The organism is Kitasatospora sp. NPDC058170, assembly GCF_042883905.1.
Lineage (GTDB): Bacteria > Actinomycetota > Actinomycetes > Streptomycetales > Streptomycetaceae > Kitasatospora.
Map to the genome: position 1 here is coordinate 168,845 of NZ_JBHVUV010000020.1, position 26,000 is coordinate 194,844.

24 protein-coding genes and 1 pseudogene are annotated in these 26,000 nt (G+C 73.6%); 16 read left to right on the forward strand and 9 right to left on the reverse strand.

Features of this window, described 5'->3' with window-relative positions:
- Positions 1-375 precede the first annotated feature (375 nt).
- Positions 376-729, forward strand: a complete 354-nt coding sequence (locus ACFVVX_RS23305) for a hypothetical protein (RefSeq protein ID WP_387948504.1) — start codon at positions 376-378, stop codon at positions 727-729.
- Here the strand turns inward: ACFVVX_RS23305 and ACFVVX_RS23310 are convergent.
- The gene (locus ACFVVX_RS23310; RefSeq protein WP_387948505.1) at positions 726-1,355 is read right to left on the reverse strand and encodes a TetR/AcrR family transcriptional regulator; all 630 of its coding nucleotides are present in this window, start codon (positions 1,353-1,355) and stop codon (positions 726-728) included. The genes ACFVVX_RS23305 and ACFVVX_RS23310 overlap by 4 nt on opposite strands.
- 72 nt (positions 1,356-1,427) lie before the next feature.
- Complete coding sequence (locus ACFVVX_RS23315) at positions 1,428-2,273, reverse strand: alpha/beta fold hydrolase (protein ID WP_387948506.1); 846 nt, start codon at positions 2,271-2,273, stop codon at positions 1,428-1,430.
- A gap of 122 nt (positions 2,274-2,395) precedes the next feature.
- Here ACFVVX_RS23315 and ACFVVX_RS23320 point away from each other — a divergent pair, with 122 nt between their 5' ends.
- Complete coding sequence (locus tag ACFVVX_RS23320; RefSeq protein WP_387948507.1) at positions 2,396-2,863, forward strand: MarR family winged helix-turn-helix transcriptional regulator; 468 nt, start codon at positions 2,396-2,398, stop codon at positions 2,861-2,863.
- A 96-nt stretch (positions 2,864-2,959) separates the two neighbouring features.
- Here the strand turns inward: ACFVVX_RS23320 and fdhD are convergent, their stop codons facing one another.
- Entirely contained in the window at positions 2,960-3,787 is an 828-nt protein-coding gene (fdhD, locus tag ACFVVX_RS23325; protein WP_387948508.1) for a formate dehydrogenase accessory sulfurtransferase FdhD, read from the reverse strand.
- 143 nt (positions 3,788-3,930) lie between these two features.
- On the opposite strand from fdhD, the gene hutH reads away from it, so the two are divergent.
- Entirely contained in the window at positions 3,931-5,514 is a 1,584-nt protein-coding gene (gene hutH / locus ACFVVX_RS23330) for a histidine ammonia-lyase (RefSeq protein ID WP_387948509.1), read from the forward strand.
- Positions 5,515-5,539: 25 nt separating this feature from the next.
- Here hutH and ACFVVX_RS23335 read toward each other — a convergent pair whose 3' ends face one another.
- Positions 5,540-5,950: a hypothetical protein gene (locus ACFVVX_RS23335; RefSeq protein ID WP_387948510.1), complete on the reverse strand. Its 411-nt coding sequence runs from the start codon at positions 5,948-5,950 to the stop codon at positions 5,540-5,542.
- Positions 5,951-6,149: 199 nt separating this feature from the next.
- Between ACFVVX_RS23335 and ACFVVX_RS23340 the strand changes: the two genes are divergently transcribed.
- Entirely contained in the window at positions 6,150-7,034 is an 885-nt protein-coding gene (locus ACFVVX_RS23340) for a MurR/RpiR family transcriptional regulator (RefSeq protein WP_387948511.1), read from the forward strand.
- Between the two features lie 38 nt (positions 7,035-7,072).
- On the opposite strand, the gene ACFVVX_RS23345 is transcribed toward ACFVVX_RS23340, so the two are convergent.
- Positions 7,073-7,552 (reverse strand): SRPBCC family protein, encoded by a 480-nt coding sequence (locus ACFVVX_RS23345; protein WP_387948512.1) that lies wholly within the window; start codon positions 7,550-7,552, stop codon positions 7,073-7,075.
- Between the two features lie 124 nt (positions 7,553-7,676).
- Here ACFVVX_RS23345 and ACFVVX_RS23350 point away from each other — a divergent pair, with 124 nt between their 5' ends.
- The 5 genes from ACFVVX_RS23350 (at position 7,677) to hutI (ending at position 13,728) form a co-directional block, all read left to right on the forward strand.
- Positions 7,677-8,006, forward strand: coding sequence for a hypothetical protein (locus tag ACFVVX_RS23350; protein WP_387948513.1), 330 nt, complete (start codon positions 7,677-7,679; stop codon positions 8,004-8,006).
- 236 nt (positions 8,007-8,242) lie between these two features.
- Positions 8,243-9,913 (forward strand): urocanate hydratase, encoded by a 1,671-nt coding sequence (hutU, locus tag ACFVVX_RS23355; protein ID WP_387948514.1) that lies wholly within the window; start codon positions 8,243-8,245, stop codon positions 9,911-9,913.
- Between the two features lie 11 nt (positions 9,914-9,924).
- Complete coding sequence (locus tag ACFVVX_RS23360) at positions 9,925-11,109, forward strand: allantoate amidohydrolase (protein ID WP_387948535.1); 1,185 nt, start codon at positions 9,925-9,927, stop codon at positions 11,107-11,109.
- Positions 11,100-12,449 (forward strand): formimidoylglutamate deiminase, encoded by a 1,350-nt coding sequence (locus ACFVVX_RS23365; protein WP_387948515.1) that lies wholly within the window; start codon positions 11,100-11,102, stop codon positions 12,447-12,449. Before ACFVVX_RS23360 ends, ACFVVX_RS23365 begins: the two co-directional genes overlap by 10 nt.
- Before the next feature lie 109 nt (positions 12,450-12,558).
- A complete protein-coding gene (gene hutI, locus ACFVVX_RS23370; RefSeq protein WP_387948536.1) occupies positions 12,559-13,728 on the forward strand; it encodes an imidazolonepropionase in 1,170 nt (389 codons plus the stop codon).
- Positions 13,729-13,737: 9 nt separating this feature from the next.
- Here the strand turns inward: hutI and ACFVVX_RS23375 are convergent, their stop codons facing one another.
- The gene (locus tag ACFVVX_RS23375; RefSeq protein WP_387948516.1) at positions 13,738-15,882 is read right to left on the reverse strand and encodes a prolyl oligopeptidase family serine peptidase; all 2,145 of its coding nucleotides are present in this window, start codon (positions 15,880-15,882) and stop codon (positions 13,738-13,740) included.
- Between the two features lie 144 nt (positions 15,883-16,026).
- Entirely contained in the window at positions 16,027-17,535 is a 1,509-nt protein-coding gene (locus ACFVVX_RS23380) for a peptide MFS transporter (protein ID WP_387948517.1), read from the reverse strand.
- 329 nt (positions 17,536-17,864) lie between these two features.
- Here ACFVVX_RS23380 and ACFVVX_RS23385 point away from each other — a divergent pair, with 329 nt between their 5' ends.
- Both ACFVVX_RS23385 and ACFVVX_RS23390 read left to right on the forward strand, forming a co-directional pair.
- A complete protein-coding gene (locus ACFVVX_RS23385) occupies positions 17,865-18,539 on the forward strand; it encodes a response regulator transcription factor (RefSeq protein ID WP_030290974.1) in 675 nt (224 codons plus the stop codon).
- Positions 18,540-18,577: 38 nt separating this feature from the next.
- Positions 18,578-19,825, forward strand: a complete 1,248-nt coding sequence (locus ACFVVX_RS23390) for an ATP-binding protein (protein ID WP_387948518.1) — start codon at positions 18,578-18,580, stop codon at positions 19,823-19,825.
- Positions 19,826-19,884: 59 nt separating this feature from the next.
- On the opposite strand, the gene ACFVVX_RS23395 is transcribed toward ACFVVX_RS23390, so the two are convergent.
- A complete protein-coding gene (locus ACFVVX_RS23395; RefSeq protein ID WP_387948519.1) occupies positions 19,885-20,406 on the reverse strand; it encodes a GtrA family protein in 522 nt (173 codons plus the stop codon).
- A 266-nt stretch (positions 20,407-20,672) separates the two neighbouring features.
- Between ACFVVX_RS23395 and ACFVVX_RS23400 the strand changes: the two genes are divergently transcribed.
- The 4 genes from ACFVVX_RS23400 (at position 20,673) to ACFVVX_RS23415 (ending at position 24,110) form a co-directional block, all read left to right on the forward strand.
- A complete protein-coding gene (locus ACFVVX_RS23400) occupies positions 20,673-21,791 on the forward strand; it encodes a 5-(carboxyamino)imidazole ribonucleotide synthase (RefSeq protein WP_387948520.1) in 1,119 nt (372 codons plus the stop codon).
- The gene (gene purE, locus ACFVVX_RS23405; protein WP_387948521.1) at positions 21,788-22,321 is read left to right on the forward strand and encodes a 5-(carboxyamino)imidazole ribonucleotide mutase; all 534 of its coding nucleotides are present in this window, start codon (positions 21,788-21,790) and stop codon (positions 22,319-22,321) included. The genes ACFVVX_RS23400 and purE overlap by 4 nt, the downstream gene beginning before the upstream one ends.
- A 23-nt stretch (positions 22,322-22,344) precedes the next feature.
- Complete coding sequence (locus tag ACFVVX_RS23410; protein WP_387948522.1) at positions 22,345-23,559, forward strand: dipeptidase; 1,215 nt, start codon at positions 22,345-22,347, stop codon at positions 23,557-23,559.
- Between the two features lie 131 nt (positions 23,560-23,690).
- Entirely contained in the window at positions 23,691-24,110 is a 420-nt protein-coding gene (locus tag ACFVVX_RS23415; protein WP_387948523.1) for a CoA-binding protein, read from the forward strand.
- A gap of 55 nt (positions 24,111-24,165) precedes the next feature.
- Here the strand turns inward: ACFVVX_RS23415 and ACFVVX_RS23420 are convergent, their stop codons facing one another.
- Positions 24,166-25,503, reverse strand: coding sequence for a UDP-glucose dehydrogenase family protein (locus ACFVVX_RS23420; RefSeq protein WP_387948524.1), 1,338 nt, complete (start codon positions 25,501-25,503; stop codon positions 24,166-24,168).
- Positions 25,504-25,882: 379 nt separating this feature from the next.
- Between ACFVVX_RS23420 and ACFVVX_RS23425 the strand changes: the two are divergent.
- Positions 25,883-26,000 (forward strand): annotated as a pseudogene (locus ACFVVX_RS23425) (acyl-CoA dehydrogenase); the annotation flags it as partial.

Below are 26,000 nucleotides of genomic sequence, written 5' to 3' on the forward strand. Positions count from 1 at the left end.
GGCCGTGCTGGTGGTCAGCGGCTACCGGGGGATGGTCGCGGCGGGCGGGCAGAACGCGGCGGGCGGCTGGCTGGTGGAGCTGTTCGCGGACGATGCCACGCTGCCGCTCGGACAGGCGGCCACGGCGATGCGGGCGCTGGTGGCGGTGGCCCTGGCGGGCCCGGCCTCGCCGCCGCCGGGCTGACCTGGGGGCCGCGGGGCGCGGGTCCGGGGGCCGGTTGTGCCGGTTCGGTGACCGGGGTGTTCCGAGCGGGTCGCGGTCCGGTGCGGGGACGGCGGGAGGGCTGGGCGGGGCGGCACCGGCGTGGGATGGTGTCCGCGGTCGGCGGCCATGGTGGCCGGGCCGGATCGGGGGTTGAATCCATGCGTGCTCGTATGACAAGCCTTGTGGTGTCCGCGGTGCTGGCCCTGGGTGGTGCCGCGCTCGCGGCCGCGCCGGCCGCCCAGGCCGCGCCCCGCGCCGCCGCGGTGAGCACCGTCGCGGCCGGCACGGGCGCGGCGGTCGGACCGGCCGTCGCGGGCGGCGCCCTCCAGGCGGCCCCGGCCGCCGTGACCGCGGACCGGCACGGCGCGACCCAGCTGGCCGCGTCCAAGGACAAGTCCAAGAAAAAGAAGAAGAAGGGCCTCGGCAAGATCCTCGGTCTGCTGATCGGCGTCCTGGCCGTCCTGGTGGTCATCGCCGTGATCATCGCGGTGGTCGTGATGCTCCGCCGCCGCAACCGGGGCTAGTCGCCCTTGGACGGCCCCTGGTCCGCCGGGATGCCGAGGGTGCGCAGGACCGCCTCCACCAGGCGGTCCGCGTACGCGTGGTCGAGCGGGCCGAGGCCGTGCAGCCAGCGGTAGTACACCGGGCCGAAGAGCAGCTCGACGGCGAGGTCGAGGTCGGCGTCCCCGGCGAGCTGCCCGGCCGCGCGGGCGCTGCGCAGGCGGTCGCGGGTGACCCCCAGCAGCGGGTCCAGCAGCCGCTCGCGGTACTCGCGGAGCAGGGCGGGGTCGTTGAGCACCTCGGCGGTGAGGGCGCGGCCGGTGCGGTCGAAGACGGGGTCGGCCAGTTCGTCGACGGTGGGGCGCAGGACGGCCCGCAGGTCGGCGGCGAGGTTGCCGGTGTCCGGGAGGGTGAGGCTGCCGCCGGAGGCGTTCCGGTCGGCGGCCAGGAAGGCGTCGAAGACCACCGCGCCCTTGGAGGGCCACCAGCGGTAGATGGTCTGCTTGCCGACCCCGGCCCGGGCGGCGATCTTCTCGATGGTGAGCTTGGCGAAGCCGAGCTCGGCGACCAGCTCGGCGGCGGCGGTGAGGATCGCGGTGCGGCTCTGCTCGCTGCGGCGGCTGGGATCGGGGGCGGTGTCGCGGGACATGGGCCCCATCGTACCGGCATGGCGAGACGATTCGTATCGTCTTGATGGGTGGGGTGTCCGCCCGATCGGGCCTCAGCCCGCCCGGAGTGCCGTGGTCAGCGCCTCGTCGAGCCGGGCCGCGAACGCCCGGGGGTGGGTCAGATTGCCGTTGTGGCCGCCGGGCAGGCGCAGGAGGTCCGTGCCGAGCCGCTCGGCCAGGACCTCGGCGCAGCGGTGGCTGTAGACCGCCGGGTCGGTGGCCAGGCCGATGGCGGGCACCACCCGGGTCGGCCCGGCGGCGAGGGCGTCGGCCTCGGCGGGGCCGAGGGTGCTCCGGCGCAGGGTGGTCAGGTCGTGGGCGAGGAAGGCGGTGAAGTTCGCCTCGCGCTCCGGGCCGAACGGTGCCGGGCGGACCTCGGGCTCGCGCTCCTGGCGGGCCGGGTCGATCCCGGTGGCCGCCATCACCCCCCGCAGTGCCGCCCGCCAGCCGTCCCGGTGGAACGCCTCCTGGATCCCGGCCAGCGCGGCGAGGGTCCCGGTGCACTCCGCGGCCGGCAGTAGGCGCGGCGCGGCGGGCTCGTGGGCGATCAGGGTGTCCAGCAGGCCGGGGTGGTCGTGGGCGAGCTGGAGGCCGACCAGCGCGCCGAAGCTGCAGCCGAGCATCAGGGCGGGCCGGTCGGTGAGGGCGGTGAGCAGTCGGCGGGCGTCGTCGGCGTGCTCCTCGACGGTCGGGGTGGTGCCCGGCCGGTCGAGGGGGCTGCGGGCGAGGCCGCGCCGGTCGTACGTCACCACGGTGTACCGGTCGACGAGCCGGGCCACCAGGTCGGCGCTGCGGTCGGCGTCGCCCTCGCCGCTCTGGGCGATCAGCAGGACCGGGCCGCTGCCCTGGACCTGGTGGTGGATGCGGGCGCCGGCGGTGTCGAGCAGTGCGGTGGTCATGGTGCGGTCCCCTCCCGGGGCGGCCGGGCGGCCGCCGTTGGCTCCACGGTAGAGCATCTTTTTAGATGCATCAAGATAGATGCATTATTTTCGATGCATCTCTTCTGATGTACCTTGGGCCCATGAACGGAGTCGAACTGCTGCTGCTCGGCCGGACCTTGGCGAAGATCGGCGAGGAGGCCGTCCCCACGGCGGGGATCGGCGGGCGGGCCACCGGCGTCAAGGCGGTCGTCGTCGTGATGAGCGACATCTACGAGCACCCGGAGAGTGCGGTCGGCGAGATCGCCGCGCGGACCGGTCTGCCACAGAGTCAGGTGTCCGCGGCCGTCGCGCGGTTGCGGGAGGCCGGGTCGATCGTCACCGCGGCCGACCCCCGGGACCGCCGCCGACTGCTCGCCCGGCAGGCGCCCGAGATCTCCGCCCGCCGGGCCGAGGTGGCCGCCGCGCCGATCGACGGCGCGCTGGCCCGGGCGCTCGGCACCGACGATCCGGCGGAGCTCGCTGAGGTGCTGGCCGCGCTGGAGGTGCTCGCCCGGCGGCTCACCCCCGCCTCGCTGCGCCGGCTGAAGGCGGAGCTGGCGGAGGACTGAGTCGGCGGAGGACTGAGCCGGCGGAGAGCTGAGCCGGCGCAGGGCTGAGCCGGCGGCGCCGGGCTGCCGGGCAGCCGGGGATCGGGCTGCCTGGGGTCAGCCCTCGATGCGGTCGGCGCGGGTGTAGACGTTCGCGCCCTCGCCGCGCAGGAAGCCGACCAGGGTCAGGCCCAGTTCCTCGGCGAGGTCCACCGCCAGGGAGGACGGCGCCGAGACGGCCGCCAGCAGCGGCACGCCCGCCAGCGCGGCCTTCTGGGTGAGCTCGAACGAGGCCCGGCCGCTGACCAGCAGGACGTGCCCGGTCAGCGGCAGCCGGCCCTCGCGCAGCGCCCAGCCGACCACCTTGTCCACCGCGTTGTGGCGGCCGACGTCCTCGCGGGCGCAGAGCAGCTCGCCGCTCGCCGGGTCGAACAGCCCGGCCGCGTGCAGGCCGCCGGTGGACTCGAAGGTCCGCTGCACCTCGCGCAGCCGGTCCGGCAGCCCGTACAGCAGCCGCGGTGGCACGGTCAGCGGGTCCGCCGCGACCGGCCAGCGGACGTGGGTGCGGACGGCGTCCACGGTGTCCCGGCCGCAGAGGCCGCAGGCGCTGGTGGTGAGCAGGTTGCGGTGCGCCGAGAGCGGCAGCGCGCCGCCCGGGCCGCGCAGCGTCGCGTCCACCACGTTGTAGGTGTTGGCGCCGTCCTCGTCCGTCCCGGCGCAGTAGCGCAGGGCCGCCAGGTCCTCGGCCGCGTGCACCAGCCCCTCGCCGACCAGGAACCCGGCGACCAGGTCGAAGTCCTGTCCGGGGGTGCGCATGGTGACGGTCAGCGGATCGCCGCCGACCCGGATCTCCAGCGGCTCCTCGGCCGCCAGGGCGTCCGGGCGCGCACTGCGCACGTCCCCTCGCAGCCGCACCACCCGCCGCCGCGCCGTCGCCCGCGTCATCGACCCTCCACCGCCGTCCGTCCCGTCCGGCCTCCAGCCTGCGGCATCGGGAGGGGGTTGCGAAATCCGTCCGGCTGACCTTGTGCCTCCCAAAGGCGCACTGGCGGTTGTCATATCTCCATTCACCTGATGTGATGGTGTATATGGATATGCACAGTGCTGTGGCCCCCGACGCGCCGCTCGTCCAGGTCGGCAAGGCCGACGTCAGTGCCGAGGACGTGCTGGCCGTCGCCCGGGGCAATGCCCGGGTCGAGATCGGTCCCGACGCGCTCGCCGAGATGGCGACCGCCCGCGCCCGGATCGATGCCCTCGCGGCCGAGCCGCGCCCCGTCTACGGCGTCTCCACCGGGTTCGGTGCGCTCGCCGTGCGGCACATCAGCCCCGAGCTGCGCGCGCAGCTGCAGCGCTCGCTGGTGCGCTCGCACGCCGCCGGGATGGGCCCGGCGGTGGAGCGCGAGGTGGTCCGCGCGCTGGTCTTCCTGCGGATGAAGACGCTGGCCTCCGGCCGGACGGGCGTGCGCCCGCTGGTCGCGCAGACGATGGCCGCGATCCTCAACGCCGGCATCACCCCGGTGGTCCGCGAGTTCGGCTCGCTCGGCTGCTCCGGCGACCTCGCGCCGCTGTCGCACTGCGCCCTGGTGCTGATGGGCGAGGGCGTGGCGACCGGCGCGGACGGCGTCGAGAAGCCGGCCGGCGAGCTGCTCGCCGCGGCCGGCATCGAGCCGGTCGAGCTGCTGGAGAAGGAGGGCCTGGCCCTCATCAACGGCACCGACGGCATGCTCGGCATGCTGGTGATGGCCATCGCCGACCTGCAGCGCCTGTTCACCACCGCCGACATCACCGCCGCGATGACCCTGGAGGCGCTGCTCGGCACCGACAAGGTGCTCGCCCCCGAGCTGCACGCCCCGATCCGCCCGCACCCGGGCCAGGCGCTGTCCGCCGCCAACATGCTGGCCGTCCTCAAGGGCTCCGGCCTGACCGGCCACCACCAGGACGACGCCCCGCGCGTCCAGGACGCCTACTCGATCCGCTGCGCCCCGCAGGTGGCCGGCGCCGGCCGCGACACCGTCGCGCACGCCCAGCTGGTCGCCTCCCGTGAGCTGGCCGCCTCGGTCGACAACCCGGTGGTGCTGCCGGACGGCCGGGTGGAGTCCAACGGCAACTTCCACGGCGCCCCGGTCGCGTACGTGCTGGACTTCCTCGCCATCGCCACCGCCGACCTCGGCTCGATCTCCGAGCGGCGCACCGACCGGCTGCTGGACAAGGCCCGCTCGCACGGCCTGCCGGCCTTCCTGGCCGACGACCCGGGCGTGGACTCCGGCCTGATGATCGCCCAGTACACCCAGGCGGCGCTGGTCAGCGAGAACAAGCGGCTCGCCGTGCCGGCCTCGGTCGACTCGATCCCGTCCTCCGCGATGCAGGAGGACCACGTCTCGATGGGCTGGTCCGCCGCCCGCAAGCTGCGCCAGGCGGTCGACAACCTCGGCCGGATCCTCGCCGTCGAGCTGACCGCCGCCTCCCGCGCGCTGGAGATCCGTCAGCAGGGCGACGCCAGCGGCACGGTCGCGCCGGCCACCGCCGCGGCGATGGCCGCCGCCCGTGAGGCCGGGGTCGGCGGCGCCGGCCGCGACCGCTTCCTCTCGCCGGACCTGGAGGCCGCCGCCGCGCTGGTCGCCTCCGGCGAGCTGGTGCGGGCCGTCGAGAAGGTCACCGGGCCGCTCGCCTGAGCCCCCGTTCCCGGGGCGGGTGGGCTCAGTCCCACTCGTCCCGGGCCCGCTCGGCGCGCCGGTCGTCGCGGCGGTCGCCCAGCGCGGCCGCCACGTTGACCCCGACGATGCCGGCCCAGCAGACCATCAGCCCCAGAAGGCCGTTGGACGAGGCGCCGGCCGCGATGCCGGTCAGCGGGATGCCCAGGACCAGCGAGACCATCGGCAGCCGCGCGTTGGGGCGGCCGCCGCGGCGCCGGTAGGCGTAGCCGGCGGGCCCCTGCCCGGGGCCGTCGAGCCGCTCGGCGACCCGGCGCTCCACCCGGGCGTCGAGGCGGGCGTCCAGTCGGGCCAGGAACGAGTCGACGATCTCCGACTCGTATTCCTTGCCGAGCTCCTTGCGGGTCTGCACCGCCGCTTCGAGGTCGCGGCGCAGGTCGTCCTGGCGAGTGTCCATGGCGACCAGCGTGCCCCCTCCGGCGGCGGCCGGTCCACCGGTCGGCGGGCGGCTCAGGGGGAAATCAGGGTCACCCCGAGGCCCGTCCCGCCGTTCGGGACGTCCCACCGGGCGTCCCGGCGTACGAGACGTCTTTGCCAGCGCCACCGGACTGCTGCACAGTCGTCGTCCGAACAGCTCGCACCCGGAGGTACCGCTGATGACCGCCACCGACGAATCCGGCATCGACGAGTCCGGCACCGTCGGCCCCTCCGCCCGGCTCCTCCAGCTCTTCGAGGGCCACCGGCTGACGCCGACCCAGCGGCGGATCGCCCACTCGCTGGTGCGGCACGCCACCGAGGCGCCGTTCCTCTCCAGCGTGGAGGTCGCCGAACTCGCGGGCGTCAGCCAGCCGTCCGTCACCCGCTTCGCGGTGGCCCTCGGCTACGACGGCTACCCGGCGCTGCGCAAGCAGCTGCGGGAGCTCGGCGCCGGGGAGCCGGCCGCGCCGGAGACCCCGGACGACGCGGTGCGCAACGAGCACCAGCAGGCCGTGCTCGCCGAGATCGCGCACCTGCGCCACCTCGCCGACCTGCTCGCCGACCCGGAGCCGATCACCCGGGCCGCCCGGCTGCTGGCCGCCTCCCGCCCGCTGCCGGTGCTCGGCCTGCGGGCCGCCTCCGCGCAGGCCCGCGGCTTCGCGTACTTCGCGGCCAAGGTGCACCCGGACATCCGGCTGCTCGACGAGGGCGGCAGCATGCTCGCCGACCGCCTGGAGCAGGCCGCCGCCGCCGGGGCCAGCGCGCTGCTCTGCTTCGCGCTGCCGCGCTACCCGCGGGAGCTGATGGACGCTCTGGCGGTGGCCCGGGAGTGCGGGCTGACGGTCCTGACCGTCGCCGACAGCGCCTTCGCCCCGGTGGCCAAGCTGTCCGACCTGCTGCTGCCGGCCGCGGTCGGCACCGGTCTGGTCTTCGACACCGCCTGTGCGCCGATGATGCTCGGCCGGGTGCTGCTGCAGACCATGTGCGACGAACTGCCCGGCGCGGAGGCCCGGTTGGAGGCCATCGAGCAGTCGGCGACGGCCCGCGGGCTCTTCCTGGAGTAGCCGGGGCCGGGAGCGGCCGGGGTCGGGCCCGGCGCGGCTCAGGCGGCCAGGGCCGCCTTGATCCGGGCCAGGGTGGCCCGCATGCCGGCCCGGTTGACCTTCACCCGCAGCTCGGGGTTGGTCCCGGCGAAGACCGTCCCGAGCACCTCGGTCAGCCCGGAGGCGCGGCCGGTCCGCAGGTCCCGCCAGTACTCGGTGACGGTCGTGCCGCCGTCCTCGGCCGGCTCGAAGCGGTAGCCCCACTGCGCCACCGGCAGCCCGAAGGTCTCGACCCGGAAGGCGAACTCGCGCCCCGGGTCGGCGTCCGTCACCCGGCAGGTGGTGAACCAGACGAACAGCCCCCGGCGGTTGAACCCCACGAACCGGGCACCCACCCCGAGCGGCCCGCGGCGCGCCCACACCGCCCGGCACTCCGGACTCCACTCGCCCATCCGGCGGACCTCGGCGACGGCGCGGTACGCGGCCGCCGGCTCGACCGACACCGAGACGCTCTCCTCGACGCTCCACTCGCGGCTCATCCGGGCCCCTCCCCGTTCGACGGCGTCGGTACTGACGCCGGTTCTCACAGCCTGCAGTGACCGTACCGTCACGTTGGCGATCCGCCCAGAGGGGGAATCCTCCTTGGACTAGGGGGTGGCCGCCATGCGCGTGATCCACGAGATGAAGTTCGTCGGCCGGCTCGCCTCCGGAGCCGACGAGTGGTCCTGCCCGACCTGCGGACGCCGCGTCACCCTGCGCCGTCTGCCCGACCCCGAGCTGATCGTCCTCGACCCGGGCGACGAGAGCGCCGTCCACGTGGGGGTCATCGAGCCCGATGCCCGCGCCGCCTCGACCGCCGAGCAGTACGGGCTCGGACCCGTCCAGGAGGTCCCCCGCCCGCCGCGGCCCCCGGCCCCGGCCGATCCCGATGCCGCCGACCTCCGCTGGCTCGCCGAGATCGGCATCGACTGGGACGGCGACGCGGCCGCCTGAGGGCGGATCGGGCACGGCGACGGGGGGACCGGTGCTCCGCCGGTCCCCCCGTCGTCGCGTCCTCGGCCCCTCGGCGCTGGGCCGAGTGGCTGGTGTTCGCCGGGTCCGGGGTAGTGCTCGGGGGTCGTCAGGCCGGGCACTGATCGGATGTGCCCAGGTCTGGCCGACGGCTGAATGATTGGATATATTCAGACTAGGCAAGTCTGAATGAATTCATCCGCAGGAAGGCCGGGAACATGGTGCAGCAGCAGACGAGCGGGCCGCGTGAGGTGCGTGCGGCGCGTGGCACGGCGCTCACGACGCAGGGCTGGCAGCAGGAGGCCGCCCTGCGGATGCTGATGAACAACCTCGATCCGGAGGTCGCCGAGCACCCGTCGAAGCTCGTCGTCTACGGCGGCACCGGCAAGGCGGCCCGGGACTGGCGCTCGTTCGACGCCATGGTGCGGACGCTGGAGACCCTCAAGCGCGACGAGACCATGCTGGTCCAGTCCGGTCGGCCGGTCGGCGTGATGCAGACCCACGAGTGGGCGCCGCGGGTGCTGATCGCCAACTCCAACCTGGTCGGCGACTGGGCCAACTGGGAGGAGTTCCGCCGGCTGGAGAGCCTCGGGCTCACCATGTACGGCCAGATGACCGCCGGCTCCTGGATCTACATCGGCACCCAGGGCATCCTCCAGGGCACCTACGAGACCTTCGCGGCCGTCGCCAACAAGCGCTTCGACGGCACCCTGGCCGGGACGATCACGCTCACCGCCGGGCTCGGCGGCATGGGTGGCGCCCAGCCGCTGGCCGTCACCATGAACGGCGGCGTGGCGATCTGTATCGACTGCGACCCGTCCCGGATCTCCCGCCGGATCGAGCACCGCTACCTGGACGTCGAGGCCAAGAACCTCGACCACGCGCTGGAGCTGGCCACCGCCGCCCGCGACAAGCGGCAGCCGCTCTCCATCGGCCTGCTGGGCAACGCCGCCGAGCTGTTCCCGCAGCTGCTGTCGATGGACGCGCCGATCGACATCGTCACCGACCAAACCAGCGCCCACGACCCGCTGAGCTACCTGCCGATCGGCGTCGCCTTCGACGACATGGCCACCTACGCGGCCGAGAAGCCCGCCGAGTTCACCCAGCGCTCGCGCGAGTCGATGGCCAAGCACGTCGAGGCCATGGTCGGCTTCATGGACGCCGGCGCCGAGGTCTTCGACTACGGCAACTCGATCCGCGGCGAGGCCCAGCTGGCCGGCTACGACCGCGCCTTCGCCTTCCCCGGCTTCGTCCCCGCCTACATCCGGCCGCTGTTCTGCGAGGGCAAGGGCCCGTTCCGCTGGGCGGCGCTCTCCGGCGACCCGCAGGACATCGCCAAGACCGACAAGGCCGTGCTCGACCTCTTCCCGGAGAACGAGTCGCTGCACCGCTGGATCAAGATGGCCCAGGAGAAGGTGCACTTCCAGGGCCTGCCCGCGCGGATCTGCTGGCTCGGCTACGGCGAGCGCGACAAGGCCGGCGAGCGCTTCAACGACATGGTCGCCTCCGGCGAGCTGTCCGCGCCGATCGTCATCGGCCGCGACCACCTGGACTGCGGCTCGGTGGCCTCCCCCTACCGGGAGACCGAGGCGATGCTGGACGGCTCCGACGCGATCGCCGACTGGCCGCTCATCAACGCCATGGTCAACGTCGCCTCCGGCGCCTCCTGGGTCTCCATCCACCACGGCGGCGGCGTCGGCATCGGCCGCTCGATCCACGCCGGCCAGGTCACCGTCGCCGACGGCACGCCGCTGGCGGGCGAGAAGATCCGCCGGGTGCTCACCAACGACCCGGGCATGGGCGTGATCCGGCACGTGGACGCCGGCTACGACCGGGCCGACGAGGTCGCCGCCGAGCGCGGTGTGCGCATCCCGATGGGTGAGCTGTGACCTTCCACGAGATGTGGGCGGAGCTGCTCCCCGTGGGCCGCTCCGCCTCCTCCGGCGGCTACCGCCGGTTCGCCTGGAACTCCGCCGACGCCGAGTGCCGCGCCTGGTTCGAGGAGCAGGCCGTGGGCCGCGGCCTGACCTACGAGCTGGACCGCAACGGCAACCAGTGGGCCTGGCTGGGCGACCCGCAGGGCGAGGGCGCGATCGTCACCGGCTCGCACCTGGACTCCGTCCCCGACGGCGGCGCCTTCGACGGCCCGCTCGGCGTGGTCTCCTCCTTCGCGGCGCTCGACGAGCTCCGCGCGCGGGGGGCCGCGTTCGAGCGGCCGCTGGCCATCGTCAACTTCGGCGACGAGGAGGGCGCCCGGTTCGGCGTGGCCTGCATCGGATCCCGGCTCAGCGCCGGGGTCCTGGGCCGCGAGCAGGCCTACGAGCTGCGCGACGCGGACGGCGTCCGGCTGCCCGACGCGATGGAGAAGGCCGGCTACGACCCGGCCGCCATCGGCGCCGACGGCGACCGGCTGGCCCGGATCGGCGCCTTCGTCGAACTCCACGTCGAGCAGGGCCGCCACCTCCGCGAGGACCAGCCGGTCGGCGTGGCCAGCGCGATCTGGCCGCACGGCCGCTGGCGGTTCGACTTCCACGGCGAGGCCAACCACGCCGGCACCACCCGGATCGAGGACCGCCGCGACCCGATGCTCACCTACGCCAACACCGTGCTCGCCGCACGGAAGAAGGCGAAGCTCGCGGGCGCCCTGGCCACCTTCGGCAAGGTCGCGGTCGAGCCCAACGGCACCAACGCGATCGCCTCCCTGGTCCGCGGCTGGCTGGACTCCCGGGCCGCCGACGAGCGGACGCTCACCGCGCTGGTCGAGGAGATCGAGCGCGCCGCCGCCGAACGCGGCGAACGCGACGGCGTCCGGGTCGAGCTGACCCGCGAGTCCTACACCCCGGTGGTGGACTTCGACGGACCGCTGCGCGACCGCCTCGCCCGGACGCTCGGGGGAGTCCCCGTCCTGCCGACCGGCGCGGGACACGACGCCGGAATCCTGGCATCGGCGATTCCGACCGCCATGCTGTTCGTACGAAACCCCAGCGGTGTCTCGCACTCCCCGACGGAGCACGCCGAGGAGGCCGACTGCCTCGCCGGGGTCGCCGCCCTGGCCGACGTACTGGAGGACCTGGCGTGTCAGTGACCTACTGGGCGCAGTACGCCTGGCTGCCGCACGTCAACGGGCCCGTGGTGGAGCAGGACGTCCTGATCGCCACCGGGATCGACGGCCGGATCGCCAAGGTGACGCCGGACAGCGGGCCCTGCCCGCCCGGCGCCGTCCGGCTGGAGGGGCTGCTGCTGCCCGGCCAGGCCAACGCCCACTCGCACGCCTTCCACCGGGCGCTGCGCGGCAGCGTGCAGGTCGGCTCCGGCACCTTCTGGACCTGGCGGGACACCATGTACCGCTTCGCCGGCGCGCTCGACCCGGACGGCTACCTGGCGCTCGCCACCGCCGTCTACGCCGAGATGGCGCTCGCCGGGATCACCGCGGTGGGGGAGTTCCACTACCTGCACCACGCGCCCGGCGGCGTCCGCTACGACGACCCCAACGCGATGGGCGAGGCGCTGATCGAGGCCGCCGCCCGGGCCGGCATCCGGATCACCCTGCTGGACACCTGCTACCTGTCCTCGGGCTTCGGCGCCGAACCGACCAAGCCGCAGCTGCGGTTCGGCGACGGTGACGCCGACGCCTGGGCCGAGCGGGCGAGCGCGCTGAAGGCGCGCGACCACGCCCGGATCGGCGCCGCCATCCACTCGGTGCGGGCCGTCCCGGCCGAGCAGATCGGCACCGTCGCGCAGTGGGCGGCGCAGCGCGAGGCGCCGTTGCACGTCCACCTCTCCGAGCAGACCGCCGAGAACGACGCCTGCCTCGCCGCGCACGGCGTCACCCCGACCCGGCTGCTCGCCGACCACGGCGCGCTCGGCCCGCGCACCTCGGCCGTGCACGCCACCCACCTCACCGAGGAGGACGTCAAGCTCCTCACCGACTCCTCGACCACCATCTGCATGTGCCCCACCACCGAGCGGGACCTCGCGGACGGCATCGGCCCGGCCCGCCAACTGGCCTCGGCCGGCTGCCCGGTCACCCTCGGCAGCGACAGCCACGCGGTCATCGACCCGTTCGAGGAGGCCCGGGCGCTGGAGCTGAACGAGCGGCTGCGCACCCGCACCCGCGGCCACTGGACGGCCAACTCGCTGCTGCGGGCGGGCACCGAGGACGGGCACGCCTCGCTCGGCTGGCCGGAGGCCGGGCGGATCGAGGCCGGTTCGCTGGCCGACTTCACCGTGATCGCGCTGGACTCGGTGCGCACCGCCGGTCCCCCGTCCCGGCTCGGCGCCGAGATCGCGGTGTACGCCGCCTCGGCCGCCGACGTCCGGCACGTGGTGGTCGGCGGCCGGCACGTCGTCCGGGACGGGGTGCACCAGCTGGTGCCGGACGTCCCCGGCGCGCTGCGCTCCTCGATCGCCGCACTCAGCTGCTGAGAGACCCCTCGACCCCCCGGGGGCGGGGCGGGGGCTGATCCCGCCCCGCCCCCGGGCCACGTACGAAAGGCCCGACGTGAGCACCCCGAGCACCTCGAAGAACCAGGGCATGCCGAGCACCCTGATCACCGGCATCGGCAGCCTGGTCACCAACGACCCCACGCACGGGACCGGGCCGCTCGGCCTGCTCGCCGACGCGGCCGTGGTGGTGGACGGCGGCACCGTCGCCTGGGTCGGCCCGGCCGCCGAGGCGCCCGCCGCCGACGAGCGCTTCGACGCGGCCGGGCGGGCACTGCTGCCCGGCTTCGTCGACTCGCACGCCCACCTGGTGTTCGCCGGCGACCGCACCGCCGAGTTCAACGCCCGGATGTCCGGCCAGGCGTACACCGCCGGCGGCATCCGCACCACGGTCGCCGCCACCCGCGCCGCCGACGACGCCGAACTGGACGCCAACCTGGCCCGGTTCGTCCGCGAGGCGCTGCGCCAGGGCACCACCACCATCGAGTGCAAGTCCGGCTACGGCCTGACCGTGGTGGACGAGGCGCGGGCGCTGCGGATCGCCTCCTCGTACACCCCCGAGACCACCTACCTCGGCGCCCACGTGGTCGCCCCCGAGTACGCCGACGACCCGGCCGGGTACGTCGACCTGGTCACCGGCGACATGCTGGACGCCTGCGCGCCCTACGCCCGCTGGGTGGACGTGTTCTGCGAGAACGGCGCCTTCGACGGCGACCAGGCCCGGGCGATCCTCACCGCCGGCGTCGAGCGCGGACTGACCCCCCGGGTGCACGCCAACCAGCTCTCCTACGGGCCGGGCGTGCAGCTCGCCGTCGAGCTGGGCGCCGCCTCCGCCGACCACTGCACCCACCTCACCGACGAGGACGTGGCCGCACTGGCCGGCTCGGCCACCGTGGCGACCCTGCTGCCCGGCGCCGAGTTCTCCACCCGCGCCCCCTACCCGGACGCGCGCCGGCTGCTCGACGCGGGCGCCGTCGTCGCGCTGTCCACCGACTGCAACCCGGGCTCCAGCTTCACCAGCTCGATGGCGTTCTGCATCGCGGTCGCCGTCCGGGAGATGGGCATGACCCCGGACGAGGCCGTGCACGCCGCCACCGCCGGCGGCGCCCACGCGCTGCGCCGCAGCGACGTCGGCACCGTCACGGTGGGGGCCCGGGCGGACCTGCTGCTCCTGGACGCCCCCTCGCACGTCCACCTGGCCTACCGCCCGGGCGTCCCGCTGACCGCCGCCGTCTGGCGGTCCGGGGTCAGGGAGGTCTGAGCCGCCCCCTCAGCCCGCCGCCCCTCGGCTCGCTGCCGCGCCCGGGCCCGCTGCCGGGGCGTCGGCTCCGGTCCGGCCGAGGCTGCGCCACAGGAAGTCCAGCTGGTGCAGCAGCAGGTTCTCCGCCACCGTCTCGTCGCTCGGGGAGTGGGTGACCCCGCTGAGCGGCAGCAGCTCGTGCGGGCGGCCGGCGGCGAGCAGCGCGGCGGAGAGCCGCAGCGCGTGCGCGGGCAGCACGTTGTCGTCGGCCAGGCCGTGGACCAGCAGCAGCGGGCGGCGCAGGCCGGCGGCGTCGGGCAGCAGCGAGCAGGCGTCGTAGCGCTCCGGGTGCTCGTCGGGGTGGCCGAGGAAGCGCTCCTTCCAGTGGGTGTCGTACAGCCGGTGGTCGGTGGGCGCGGCCCCGGCGACGGCGGCGTGGAAGACGTCCGGGCGGCGCAGCACGGCCAGCGCGGCGAGGAAGCCGCCGTAGGACCAGCCGCGGATGCCGACCCGGTCGAGGTCGAGCAGGCCGGGCCGGGTGCGGGCGGTCTCCTGCAGCGCCTCGACCTGGTCCTCCAGGGCCGCGGTGGCGACGTCGCCGAAGACGGCCTTCTCCCAGCGCGGGCCGCGGCCGGGGGTGCCGCGCCCGTCCACCACCAGGACGGCGAAGCCCTGGTCGGCGAACCACTGGGAGACCAGGTCCGCCCAGCCGCCGGCCGCGGTGGCCTTCTGCATCGCGGGCCCGCCGTACGGGTCGAGCAGAACGGGCAGCGGGCCGTCGCCGGGCCGGTGGCCGGCCGGGAGGAAGAGCGTGCCGCGCAGCTCGCGCGGGCCCAGCCGGAGCAGTTCGGGGCGGGCGGTGAGGACGGGCTGCTGCGCGTGCGAGCGCAGCGCCGCCTCGGGGCGCCCGGCCCGTCGGACGGTGGTGCGGCCGCCGGGGGCGCCGGGCGTCCGGGCGGTGTGGACGAGCGTGCCGGCACGCTGCACGCCGGTGTGCGTGCCGGGCGCGGAGCTGAGCCGTACGGCGCCCTCGGCCGGGTCGTACACCCACAGGTGGGTTTCGGTCGGCTCGTCGGAGGCGGTGAACAGCACCTGCTCGCCCTCGGTGCCGAGCACCGAGCGCAGCTGGAGGCCGGGCGGCGTGACGGGCCTGCCGTCGAGGGTCAGGGACCGGGTGTCGTCGAGGTCGGCGCAGTCGACCAGGGCCCCGGCGGCGGTCCGGACGGGCAGGCCGGGGAGGAGTTCCACCCAGTGCTCGTCGCGCCGTTCGGCGAGCAGCCGGGTGGCGCCGTCGGCCGGGTCGACGGCCAGGGTGCGGACGGTCCGCTGGTCGCGGCTCTGCACGGCGGCGTACGGGCCGTGGGCGTCCCAGCCGGCGGCGGTCAGGTACTCGTAGCCGGCGCGGTCCCAGCGGACCTCGGTGCGGACGCCGTCGAGGTCGAGCAGCCAGAGGCCCACGTCGGCGTTGGCGGTGCCGGCCAGCGGGTAGCGCAGGACGCGCGGCGGGCGGGCCGGATCGGACGGGTCGGCCAGGTGGAGGCGGCTGAGCGGGCTGTTGTCCACCCGGGCGGCCAGCAGCCGGGTGCCGTCCGGCGACCACCAGTACGCCCGGGTGCGGTACATGGACTCGGCGGCGACGTGGTCGGGGACGCCGTACGCGGCCTCGGCGTGCTCGGGCTCGGCCAGCGCGCGGTCGCCGGTGCCGTCGGCACCGACCACGCGCAGCGCGCCGTCGCCCACGTAGGCGATCCGGCGCCCGGTCGGGTCGGGGCGCGGGTCGTAGACGGTGGTGGCGGTCGGTATCCGGCGGACGCCGCCGTCGGCCGGGTCGGCCGTCCAGAGCGCCCCGCCCAGGGCGAAGGCGACCGTCCGGCCCGCGGAGTCGGCGGCGAAGGCGGTGATGCCGGCGGCGAGGACGCGGGAGCGCTCGCGGCGGATCCGCTCGGCCTCGGGGACGTCCCGGTCGGTGTCGCCGAGGGCGGCCGGGTCGGCCAGCAGCCGCTCCTCGCCGCTGTCGGTGTCCAGCGCCCACAGGCAGGTGACCGGGTCGTCCCCGGTGCGGCTGCGCAGGAACAGCACGGTGCGGCCGTCGGCGCAGACCGCCGGCTGGGCGGGCGCGCCGAGGGAGAAGCGGCGGGTGCGGGCGAGTTGGCGGGGCAGCGATTCGGTCGGCATGTCCGACACACTGGCACGCCCGGGCGCGGCGCCGCACGGAAAAAGGGACCGGTACGGATCAGGTGATCCGTACCGGTCCCGTACCGGGGCGATGAGCCCCGGCGGTGCCCCGGCGGTGTGGCCCGGGGCGGCGTCAGCGGCGCGTCAGTGGACGTCGCCCATCAGCTTCACGACCGTCTTGCGGTACATCCACAGCGCCACGCCGGCGACGATCGCCATCGCACCCTGGACCGCGAAGTACCAGGTGCTGCCGACCACGTCGTCGCCGAGGGCCAGCTGGAAGATCGACGCGACGCAGTCGCCCGCGGTGACGGCGAGGAACCAGACACCCATCATCTGGCTGGCGTACTTGGCCGGGGCCAGCTTGGTGGTGACGGAGAGGCCGACCGGGGAGAGCGTCAGCTCGCCGACGGTCTGGACCAGGTAGACCATGGCCAGCCAGAGCGGGGTGACCTTGGTGCCGCCCGAGGCCGCGGCCATCGCCAGCATCATGACCAGGAACGAGGCGCCGATCATCAGCAGGCCGAAGGCGAACTTCACGGTGGTGCTGGGGTTCCTGGCCTTGCGGGACAGGGCCACCCAGAGCCAGGCGAAGACCGGGGCCAGCGCCATGATGTACAGCGGGTTGAGCGACTGGAACCAGGTCGACGGGAAGTCGAAGCCGAACAGCGTGGACGAGGTGTTCTTGTCCGCGAAGATGCTCAGCGTCGAGCCGGACTGGTCGTAGATCATCCAGAACACGGCGGCGGCCACGAAGAACCAGATGTAGCCGCTCATCCGGGACTTCTCGGTCTCGTCGAGGTCCTTGTCGCGCTTCACCTTGGCGAAGACGAAGACCGGGATCGCGATGCCCGCGATGGACAGCGGCCAGATCGCCCAGTTGATGGTGAAGTGACCGGTCAGCGCGACGACCGCGTAGAAGACCGCGGCCACGGCCAGCCAGAGGCCGGCCTTCCTGAAGATCGCGCTCTTCTCGGCGGCCGGGATCGGCGAGGTCACCACGTCGCTCTTGGCGCTCAGGTGGCGGGTGCCCAGCAGGAACTGGGTCAGGCCGAGCGCCATGCCGATGCCGGCGAGGGCGAAGCCCAGGTGCCAGTTGACGTTCTGGCCGACGGTGCCGATGACCAGCGGGGCCGCGAAGGCGCCGAGGTTGATCCCCATGTAGAAGATCGTGAAGCCGCCGTCGCGGCGCGGGTCGTTCGGGCCGTCGTACAGGTGGCCGACCATCGTGGAGATGTTGGCCTTCAGCAGGCCCGAGCCGATCGCGATGAACGCCAGGCCGGCGAAGAACGACACACCGGCCGGAACGGCCAGCATGAAGTGGCCGATCATGATGATGACGCCACCGACGGCGACGGTCTTGCGGGCACCGAGGAAGCGGTCGGCGATCCAGCCGCCGGGAAGGGCCAGCAGGTAGACCATCGCCGTGTACACGCTGTAGACGGCGCTGGCCACGGCCAGCTTCATGCCGAGGCCGCCGTCCGTCACGGAGGCGGTCATGTAGAGCACCAGCAGGGCACGCATGCCGTAGTAGCTGAAGCGCTCCCACATCTCGCTCATGAAGAGAGTGGCGAGTCCACGGGGGTGCCCGAGGAAGGTCTTGCCGCTGGTAGAGGCCGACGTTACGTCGGCGCCCAGGGTCGTAGACGCCATGAATAGGGGTTCCTTGCCTGACAGCGTCCGCCAAGGGGGGTGGCGGCGGACGTGGACGGAACCACTCTACGTGGCGATATTTGGCGTCATCAGCTGACAAAAGAGGCCAATTAGGTCTCGTAATGGCAAAATCTGCCACCGAATGGCCATGCCGATCCATGGTAAGGCCGGACATCTTCCTTCGGTTTCAAGATCGAAAAGCAGATTCTTCGCCGAACTGGCGATCCGGACATGTCCGTTGAGCGGTGATCACGCTCCGCATAACGATCACGCGCTGTGAACTAGTTCACAGCGCAGTCCGCCATACCCCGGCCGACTACCATCACCACATGACCTGTGTGCTGCTCGCCGAGGACGATCCGGCGATCTCCGAACCGCTCGCCCGGGCCCTGCGACGCGAGGGCTATGAGGTGCTCGTCCGCGAGGACGGTCCGACCGCACTGGCCGCCGGACTCACCGAGGAGGTCGACCTCGTCGTCCTGGACCTCGGACTGCCCGAGATGGACGGCCTGGAGGTCTGCCGCCGGCTGCGTGCCGACGGCAAGAGCTGCCCCGTCCTGGTGCTCACCGCCCGCGCCGACGAGGTGGACACCGTGGTCGGCCTGGACGCGGGGGCCGACGACTACGTCACCAAGCCCTTCCGGCTGGCCGAGCTGCTCGCCCGCGTCCGCGCCCTGCTCCGGCGCGGCAACGTCGACCAGCTCACCACCGGCGCGCACGGGGTGAAGATCGACATCGAGTCGCACCGCGCCTGGCTCGGCGAGGAGGAGCTCACCCTCTCCGCCAAGGAGTTCGAGCTGCTGCGGGTGCTGGTGCGCGACGCCGGCCGGGTGGTCACCCGCGAGGAGATCATGCGGCAGGTCTGGGACACCACCTGGTGGACCTCCACCAAGACCCTGGACATGCACATCTCCTGGCTGCGCAAGAAGCTCGGCGACGACGCCGCCAACCCCCGCTACATCGCCACCGTGCGCGGCGTGGGCTTCCGCTTCGAGAAGAACTAACCCCGGCCAGGGGTACGAACCACCACGGGAGCGGCAGCGTGAAACGCCGGATGATCAACTCGCTGCTGGGCGTCGTCCTGGTGGTGGTCGCGGTGTTCTGCGTCCCGCTCGCCCTGGTCGAGAAGCGCACCATCGTCAACGCCGCCCAGGACCGGGTGGACGCGGCCGCCGTCCGGGTGCTCGCCCTGGTGGAGAACCGCCTCGCGGCGGGCGAGCCGGTCACCGGGGACAAGTTCGCCAACCAGGTCACCGACGGCAGCTACGTCGAGGTGGACATCCCCGGCCAACCGGTCGTCTCCAGTGGCTCCCGGCCGGCCGGGAGCCACCTGCTGAAGGCCGTCGAGAAGGGCAACAGCGGCGAGACGGTCACCGTCGAGCAGTCCCGGGCGGCCGTCGACCACGAGATCGCCAACATGCTGCTGCTGCTCGGCGTGGTCGCCCTGCTGGCCGTCCAGGCCGCCGTCGCCCTCGCCGTCTGGCAGGCCAAGCGGCTCGCCCGCCCGCTCACCGACCTCGCCGAGACCGCCGAACGCCTCGGCTCGGGCGACCCCCGTCCGCGCGACCGCCGCTACGGCGTCCCGGAACTCGACCGGGTCGCCGAGGTGCTGGACGTCAGCGCCGAACGGATCGCCCGGATGCTCACCGCCGAGCGCCGGCTCGCCGCCGACGCCTCCCACCAGCTGCGCACCCCGCTCACCGCGCTCTCCATGCGGCTGGAGGAGATCACCGCGCTGGCCGAGGACCCGGAGACGGTCAAGGAGGAGGCGACCATCGCCCTCCAGCAGGTCGAGCGGCTCACCGACGTCGTCCAGCGGCTGCTCACCAACCAGCGGGACCCGCGCAGCCCCACCGCCGTCGCCTTCGACCTGGACGACGTGATCAAGCAGCAGGTGGAGGAGTGGGGGCCGTCGCTGCGCGACACCCGACGGGTGCTCCAGGTGGAGGGCCTGCGCGGGGTCGCCACCGTGGGCACCCCCGGCACGGTCGCCCAGGTGCTGGCCACCCTGATCGAGAACTCGCTGATGCACGGCGCCGGGACGATCACCCTGCGGGTGCGGCCCTCGGGGACGTCGGTGGTGGTCGAGGTGCAGGACCAGGGCGCGGGTGTGCCGCCGGAGCTGGGGAACCGGGTCTTCGAACGCGCGGTCAGCGGGCGCAACTCCACCGGGATCGGCCTGGCCGTCGCCCGCGACCTCGCGGAGGCGGACGGGGGGCGGCTCGAACTGCTGTCGCTGCGGCCGCCGGTGTTCGCGCTGTTCCTCGGCCGGAGCCAGAAGAGCGGCTGAGCCGGGCCCGGTGCCGCGTGCGCCAGGTGCCGCGTGCCGCGGCGGGCCGGGAGCCAGGCCTATTCGGCCTTGGCGAGCCGGCTCTCCTCGGCCAGCATCAGCTCGGCCTGCGCGGCGAGACCGGTGTCCGCGGGCAGGTCGGGCAGCGCCTTGAACACCCAGGTCCGGTACGAGATGAAGCGGAACACCGTGCCCACGGCCAGGCCCGCGACCTTGGCGGCCAGCTGCTCGAAGTGCGAGGTCAGGCCGAGCACGTAGACGGAGAAGCCCAGCACCCCGGTCTCGATCAGCATCCCGGCGCCGCTGAACAGCAGGAACAGCGTGATCTCCCGCTTGCGCGAGGCCGCGTCCCGGTCCCGGTACAGCCAGTAGCGGTAACCGAGGTAGTTGGTGGCGATGGCGACCAGCGTGGCCACCACGTTGGAGCGCAGCGAGGCCAGGCCCAGGCCGTTGATGCAGGCCCAGAAGACCAGGAAGTTGATCGCCACGCCGCTCAGGCCGACGATGCCGAACTTCACGACCTCGCTCGAGAGGCCGCGCAGTCGGCCGGCCAGCGAGAGGTTCGCTGCAGTCGTCGTCATACCGGGCTGCCTCCATGCGCCTGCGGACGAAAGGGCCGGGTGCGGGTGCGCGGTCGCCCTTCAGCCCTGCGTGCACGCACATGATCGGACCGCGCGTACCAGGACCTAGCGGACCAGGCTACCCGGTTCGGCCGATCGGCTCAGCCCCCAGGGCGTTCCCCTCCTCATCACGCACCTCGCGACCCGGTGGTTCCACGGCCGCTCACCGGCCCGGATATCCTGGCGGGGTGACTTCCCCGGGCAATGCGAATTTTCCAGTGGTGGGCATGATCGGCGGCGGGCAGCTGGCCCGGATGGCACACCAGGCGGGCATCCCGCTCGGGGTCAGCTTCAAACTCCTCGCCGACACGCCCCAGGACTCCGCCGCACAGGTGGTGTCCGACGTGGTCCTCGGCGACTACCGAGACCTCGACACCCTGCGCCGCTTCGCGGCCGGCTGCGACGTGGTCACCTTCGACCACGAGCACGTGCCGACCGAGCACCTGCGCGCCCTGCAGGCCGACGGCATCGCCGTCCGGCCCGGGCCGGACGCGCTGGTCAACGCCCAGGACAAGGGCGTGATGCGGGCCCGGCTGGACTCCATCGGCGTCCCGTGCCCGCGCCACCGGATCGTCGCCGACCCGGCCGACGTGACCGCCTTCGCCGAGGAGGGGTCCGGCTACCCGGTCGTGCTGAAGACCGTCCGCGGCGGCTACGACGGCAAGGGCGTCTGGGTCGTCGGCACCGAGCAGGAGGCGCACGCGCCGTTCCTGGCGGGCGTGGCCGTGCTGGCCGAGGAGAAGGTCGACTTCGTCCGCGAGCTGGCCGCCAACGTGGTCCGCTCGCCCAGCGGCCAGGCCGTCGCCTACCCGGTGGTGGAGAGCGTCCAGGAGAACGGCGTCTGCGCCGAGGTGACCGCCCCCGCGCCGGACCTCGACCCCGCGCTCTCCGACGAGGCGCAGCAGCTGGCCCTGCGGATCGCGGGCGAGCTGGACATCACCGGCCACCTCGCGGTGGAGCTGTTCCAGACCAGGGACGGCCGGATCCTGGTGAACGAGCTGGCCATGCGGCCGCACAACTCCGGGCACTGGACCCAGGACGGCGCCGTCACCTCGCAGTTCGAGAACCACCTGCGGGCCGTGCTCGACCTGCCGCTCGGCGACCCCCGGCCGCGCGCGAAGTGGACCGTCATGGTCAACGTCCTCGGCGGCGACTACCCGGACATGTACCACGCCTTCCTGCACTGCATGGCCCGCGACCCGGGCCTGCGGATCCACATGTACGGGAAGGACGTGAAGCCCGGCCGCAAGGTCGGCCACGTCAACGTCTTCGGGGACGACCTCGACGACGTCCGCGAGCGCGCCCGCCACGCGGCCGCCTACCTGCGAGGAACGATCACCGAATGAGCAACCCCACGGCTCCCGTCGTCGGCATCGTCATGGGCTCGGACTCCGACTGGCCCGTGATGGAGGCGGCCGCCCAGGCCCTCGACGAGTTCGAGATCCCCTACGAGGTGGACGTGGTCTCCGCGCACCGGATGCCGCGCGAGATGGTCGCGTACGGCGAGAACGCCCACCGGCGCGGGCTGAAGGCGATCATCGCGGGCGCCGGCGGCGCGGCCCACCTGCCGGGCATGCTCGCCTCCGTCACCCCGCTGCCGGTCATCGGCGTGCCGGTGCCGCTGCGCTACCTGGACGGCATGGACAGCCTGCTGTCGATCGTCCAGATGCCGGCCGGTGTGCCGGTGGCGACCGTCTCGGTGGCCGGTGCGCGCAACGCGGGCCTGCTGGCGGTCCGGATGCTGGCGGCGTTCGACCAGGAGCTGGCCGAGAAGATGACCGACTTCCAGGCCGAGCTGAACAGCCAGGCCACCGAGAAGGGCAAGAAGCTGCGGGCCAAGGTGGCGGGTTCCTCCGCCTTCGGCTTTGGAAAGTAGTCAAAAAGGATAGAACAGCTCGTATGACATCTGAGCTGTTGGATTCATCCGCCCTGCTGGAGCAGGCCCGGGCCGTCCTGCGTGACACCCCCGTGGTGGACGGGCACAACGACCTCCCCTGGGCGATGCGCGAGCAGGCCGGCTACGACCTCGACGCGCTCGACCTCGCGGCCGACCAGCGCGACCGGCTGCACACCGACCTCGCCCGCCTCGCCGCGGGCGGGGTCGGCGCCCAGTTCTGGTCCGTCTACGTCCCCGCCCGGCTGGCCGGGGACCACGCGGTCAGCGCCACCCTGGAGCAGATCGACTTCGTCCGCGCCCTGGTCGCGCGCTACCCCGACCGGTTCCGGCTCGCGCTGACCGCGGACGACATGGCGGCCGCCCGCGCCGAGGGCCGGATCGCCTCGCTGATGGGCGCCGAGGGCGGCCACTCCATCGACTGCTCGCTCGCCACCCTGCGGGCCCTCCACGCGCTCGGTGTCCGGTACCTGACGCTCACCCACAACGACAACCTGCCGTGGGCCGACTCCGCGACCGACAAGCCGGTGGCCGGCGGCCTCACCCGGTTCGGCGAGGAGGTCGTCCGGGAGATGAACCGGCTCGGCATGCTGGTCGACCTCTCGCACGTCTCCGCCGACACCATGCGCGACGCGCTGCGGGTCACCGAGGCGCCGGTGCTCTTCTCGCACTCCTCCGCACGCGCCGTCTGCGACCACCCGCGCAACGTCCCGGACGACGTGCTCGCCCAACTGCCCGGCAACGGCGGCGTGGCGATGGCCACCTTCGTCCCCAAGTTCATCCTGCCCGCGGCCATCGAGTGGACGGCCGCGGCGGACGAGAACATGCGCGCCCACGGCTTCGACCACCTGGACACCACCCCGGCCGGGATGGCCTGTCAGCGCGCCTTCGAGGAGGCCCGCCCGCGCCCGGTGGCCACCCCGGCCACCGTCGCCGACCACCTGGACCACATGCGCGAGGTGGCCGGCATCGACCACATCGGCATCGGCGGGGACTTCGACGGCACCGCCTTCCTCCCCGCGGGCCTGGACGACGTGGCCGGCTACCCCAACCTGATCGCCGAACTGCTGCGCCGGGGCTGGTCGCAGGCCGATCTCGGGAAGCTCACCTGGCACAACGCGGTCCGCGTGCTGCGCGACGCCGAGGCGGTCGCCCGCGACCTCGCGGCGACCCGCCGCCCGTCCATCGCCACCATCGCCCAGCTGGACGGCCGGGCCTGAGCAGGGCCCCCGCACGGCCCCGGCGCCCGGCACCCGGCGCCCGGCATCCGGCGCCCGCCCCGGTGGGCGGGAATGGCCGGGCGGGCGCCGGTGCTGGAGCTGACGAGTTCCCGGACACGAGGAGGCAGTGCATGTACGGCGACCCGGACACGGTCCGCAGGATCCTGACCGAGCTGGGCGACACCTGGGCCGTCGTCGGGCTCTCGTCGAACGAGCGGCGTGCGGCCTACGGCGTGGCCGAGGTGCTGCAGCGCTTCGGCAAGCGGATCGTGCCGGTGCACCCGAAGGCGGAGACGGTCCACGGCGAGCGGGGCTACGCCTCCGTCGCCGAGATCCCCTTCGCGGTCGACGTGGTGGACGTGTTCGTCAACAGTGACCTGGCCGGCCCGGTGGCCGACGAGGCCGCCGCCATCGGGGCCAAGGGCGTCTGGTTCCAGCTCGGCGTGGTCGACGAGGCCGCCTACGAGCGGACCCGGGCCGCCGGACTGGAGATGGTGATGGACCGGTGCCCCGCCATCGAGATCCCGAGGCTGGGCGCCGCCGGCCGCTGACGCGTCCCCCGGCAGCCCCGGCCCGGTCCTGCCCGGCCGGGGCGTCCGGCGGGCGTCAGCTCGGGCGGCCCAGCGCCCGGTACGTCCAGCCGGCCGCGCGCCAGGCGTCGGCGTCCAGGACGTTGCGGCCGTCCAGCAGGCGGCGCTCGGCGACCACCGCGCCCAGCTCGGCCGGGTCGAGCGAGCGGAACTCCTGCCACTCGGTGAGGTGCAGCACCACGTGCGCGCCCTCGGCGGCCTCCAGCGGGGAGTCCGCGTAGGCCAGGCTCGGGAACATCTTGCGGGCGTTGTCCATCGCCTTCGGGTCGTACACCGTGACCTGGGCGCCCTGCAGCTGGATCTGGGCGGCCACGTTGAGCGCGGGCGAGTCCCGGATGTCGTCCGAGTTCGGCTTGAAGGCCGCGCCGAGGACGGCGACCCGGCGGCCGAGGAAGCCGCCGACGCACTGCTCGCGGGCCAGCTCGACCATCCGGGAGCGGCGGCGCATGTTGATCGAGTCGACCTCGCGCAGGAAGGTCAGCGCCTGGTCGGCGCCCAGCTCCCCGGCCCGGGCCATGAACGCGCGGATGTCCTTGGGCAGGCAGCCGCCGCCGAAGCCGAGGCCCGAGTTGAGGAACTTGCCGCCGATCCGCTCGTCGTAGGAGAGCGCGGTGCTCAGCTGGGTGACGTCGGCGCCGGCCGCCTCGCAGACCTCGGCCATCGCGTTGATGAAGGAGATCTTCGTGGCCAGGAAGGAGTTGGCGGCGGCCTTCACCAGCTCGGCGGTCGCGTAGTCGGTGGCCATGAAGGGCACCCCGGCCGCGATCGGGTCCGCGTACACCTCGCGCAGCAGCTGCTCGGCCCGCTCGCTGCGGGTGCCGACCACGATGCGGTCCGGGCGCAGGGTGTCCTGGACGGCGAAGCCCTCGCGCAGGAACTCCGGGTTCCAGGCGAGCTCGGCGCCCTCGCCGACCGGCGCGAGCGCGGCCAGCCGCTCGGCCAGCCGGCCCGCCGAGCCGACCGGGACGGTGGACTTGCCGACCACCAGCACCGGGCGGGTCAGGTGCGGGGCCAACGCGTCGATGGCGGCGTCGACATAGGACATGTCGGCGGCGAACTCGCCCTTGCGCTGCGGGGTGTTGACGCAGACGAAGTGCACGTCGCCGAACTCGGCGGCCTCCTCGGCGGAGGTGGTGAAGCGCAGCCGCCCGGTCGAACCCTTGTGCCCGGCCACATGCTTGAGCAGCAGCTCGGACAGGCCCGGTTCGTACATCGGGACTCTGCCGGCGGTCAGCGTGGCGATCTTCTCCGGGTCGATGTCGAGACCGAGCACCTCGAAGCCGAACTCCGCCATGGCGGCGGCGTGGGTGGCGCCGAGATAGCCGGTGCCGATCACGGAGATGCGGAGGGTCACGGGTTCCCCTTTGCGGAGCTCGACCTGGAGTGGCATGACGTGCGAGCACCGATGCTATCCGCCCGTTCGGGTGCCGCCCAGGCCGTCCTACCAGCACTGATGTTTCGGCCGCGACGAGCGCGGTTTCCGGGCAGGTGAGGGACGGGAGGGGCACGGAATCACCACGATCCCCACGCACAGGCTGTGATCGACGGCACAAGGGGTAGGGGTGGGCGGGGTGGCCGGCGTGGACGACCGGCTCTCCGACACCCGGGGTCGGATGTGAACCGACGGACCTAGGCAGTCGCAGGCCCGCGCCCTAGGATCTCTACTTAACGGTAGCTAACTGAATTCGATCCTTCACCACGCATTCCTTCATCACGTGAACGAGGCAGGCATCATGGCGGGCAGCGCAGGCGCGGCGGACTTCGATCTCTTCCGGATCTCCGAGGAGCACGGGATGCTCCGTGAGGCGGTGCGTTCGCTGGCCGAGGCGAAGATCGCTCCGTTCGCGGCGG

Bases quoted from the DNA above. Each gene is read 5' to 3' on its own strand.
- ACFVVX_RS23310 (WP_387948505.1), bottom strand. From the start codon at position 1,355: ATGTCCCGCGACACCGCCCCCGATCCCAGCCGCCGCAGCGAGCAGAGC.
- ACFVVX_RS23320 (WP_387948507.1), top strand. From the start codon at position 2,396: ATGAACGGAGTCGAACTGCTGCTGCTCGGCCGGACCTTGGCGAAGATC.
- ACFVVX_RS23350 (WP_387948513.1), top strand. From the start codon at position 7,677: ATGCGCGTGATCCACGAGATGAAGTTCGTCGGCCGGCTCGCCTCCGGA.
- ACFVVX_RS23345 (WP_387948512.1), bottom strand. From the start codon at position 7,552: ATGAGCCGCGAGTGGAGCGTCGAGGAGAGCGTCTCGGTGTCGGTCGAG.
- ACFVVX_RS23340 (WP_387948511.1), top strand. From the start codon at position 6,150: ATGACCGCCACCGACGAATCCGGCATCGACGAGTCCGGCACCGTCGGC.
- ACFVVX_RS23335 (WP_387948510.1), bottom strand. From the start codon at position 5,950: ATGGACACTCGCCAGGACGACCTGCGCCGCGACCTCGAAGCGGCGGTG.
- ACFVVX_RS23380 (WP_387948517.1), bottom strand. From the start codon at position 17,535: ATGGCGTCTACGACCCTGGGCGCCGACGTAACGTCGGCCTCTACCAGC.
- ACFVVX_RS23315 (WP_387948506.1), bottom strand. From the start codon at position 2,273: ATGACCACCGCACTGCTCGACACCGCCGGCGCCCGCATCCACCACCAG.
- ACFVVX_RS23375 (WP_387948516.1), bottom strand. From the start codon at position 15,882: ATGCCGACCGAATCGCTGCCCCGCCAACTCGCCCGCACCCGCCGCTTC.
- hutI (WP_387948536.1), top strand. From the start codon at position 12,559: ATGCCGAGCACCCTGATCACCGGCATCGGCAGCCTGGTCACCAACGAC.
- ACFVVX_RS23400 (WP_387948520.1), top strand. From the start codon at position 20,673: ATGATCGGCGGCGGGCAGCTGGCCCGGATGGCACACCAGGCGGGCATC.
- ACFVVX_RS23360 (WP_387948535.1), top strand. From the start codon at position 9,925: ATGTGGGCGGAGCTGCTCCCCGTGGGCCGCTCCGCCTCCTCCGGCGGC.
- purE (WP_387948521.1), top strand. From the start codon at position 21,788: ATGAGCAACCCCACGGCTCCCGTCGTCGGCATCGTCATGGGCTCGGAC.
- ACFVVX_RS23410 (WP_387948522.1), top strand. From the start codon at position 22,345: ATGACATCTGAGCTGTTGGATTCATCCGCCCTGCTGGAGCAGGCCCGG.
- ACFVVX_RS23305 (WP_387948504.1), top strand. From the start codon at position 376: ATGACAAGCCTTGTGGTGTCCGCGGTGCTGGCCCTGGGTGGTGCCGCG.
- hutH (WP_387948509.1), top strand. From the start codon at position 3,931: ATGGATATGCACAGTGCTGTGGCCCCCGACGCGCCGCTCGTCCAGGTC.
- ACFVVX_RS23415 (WP_387948523.1), top strand. From the start codon at position 23,691: ATGTACGGCGACCCGGACACGGTCCGCAGGATCCTGACCGAGCTGGGC.
- fdhD (WP_387948508.1), bottom strand. From the start codon at position 3,787: ATGACGCGGGCGACGGCGCGGCGGCGGGTGGTGCGGCTGCGAGGGGAC.
- ACFVVX_RS23385 (WP_030290974.1), top strand. From the start codon at position 17,865: ATGACCTGTGTGCTGCTCGCCGAGGACGATCCGGCGATCTCCGAACCG.
- ACFVVX_RS23395 (WP_387948519.1), bottom strand. From the start codon at position 20,406: ATGACGACGACTGCAGCGAACCTCTCGCTGGCCGGCCGACTGCGCGGC.
- hutU (WP_387948514.1), top strand. From the start codon at position 8,243: ATGGTGCAGCAGCAGACGAGCGGGCCGCGTGAGGTGCGTGCGGCGCGT.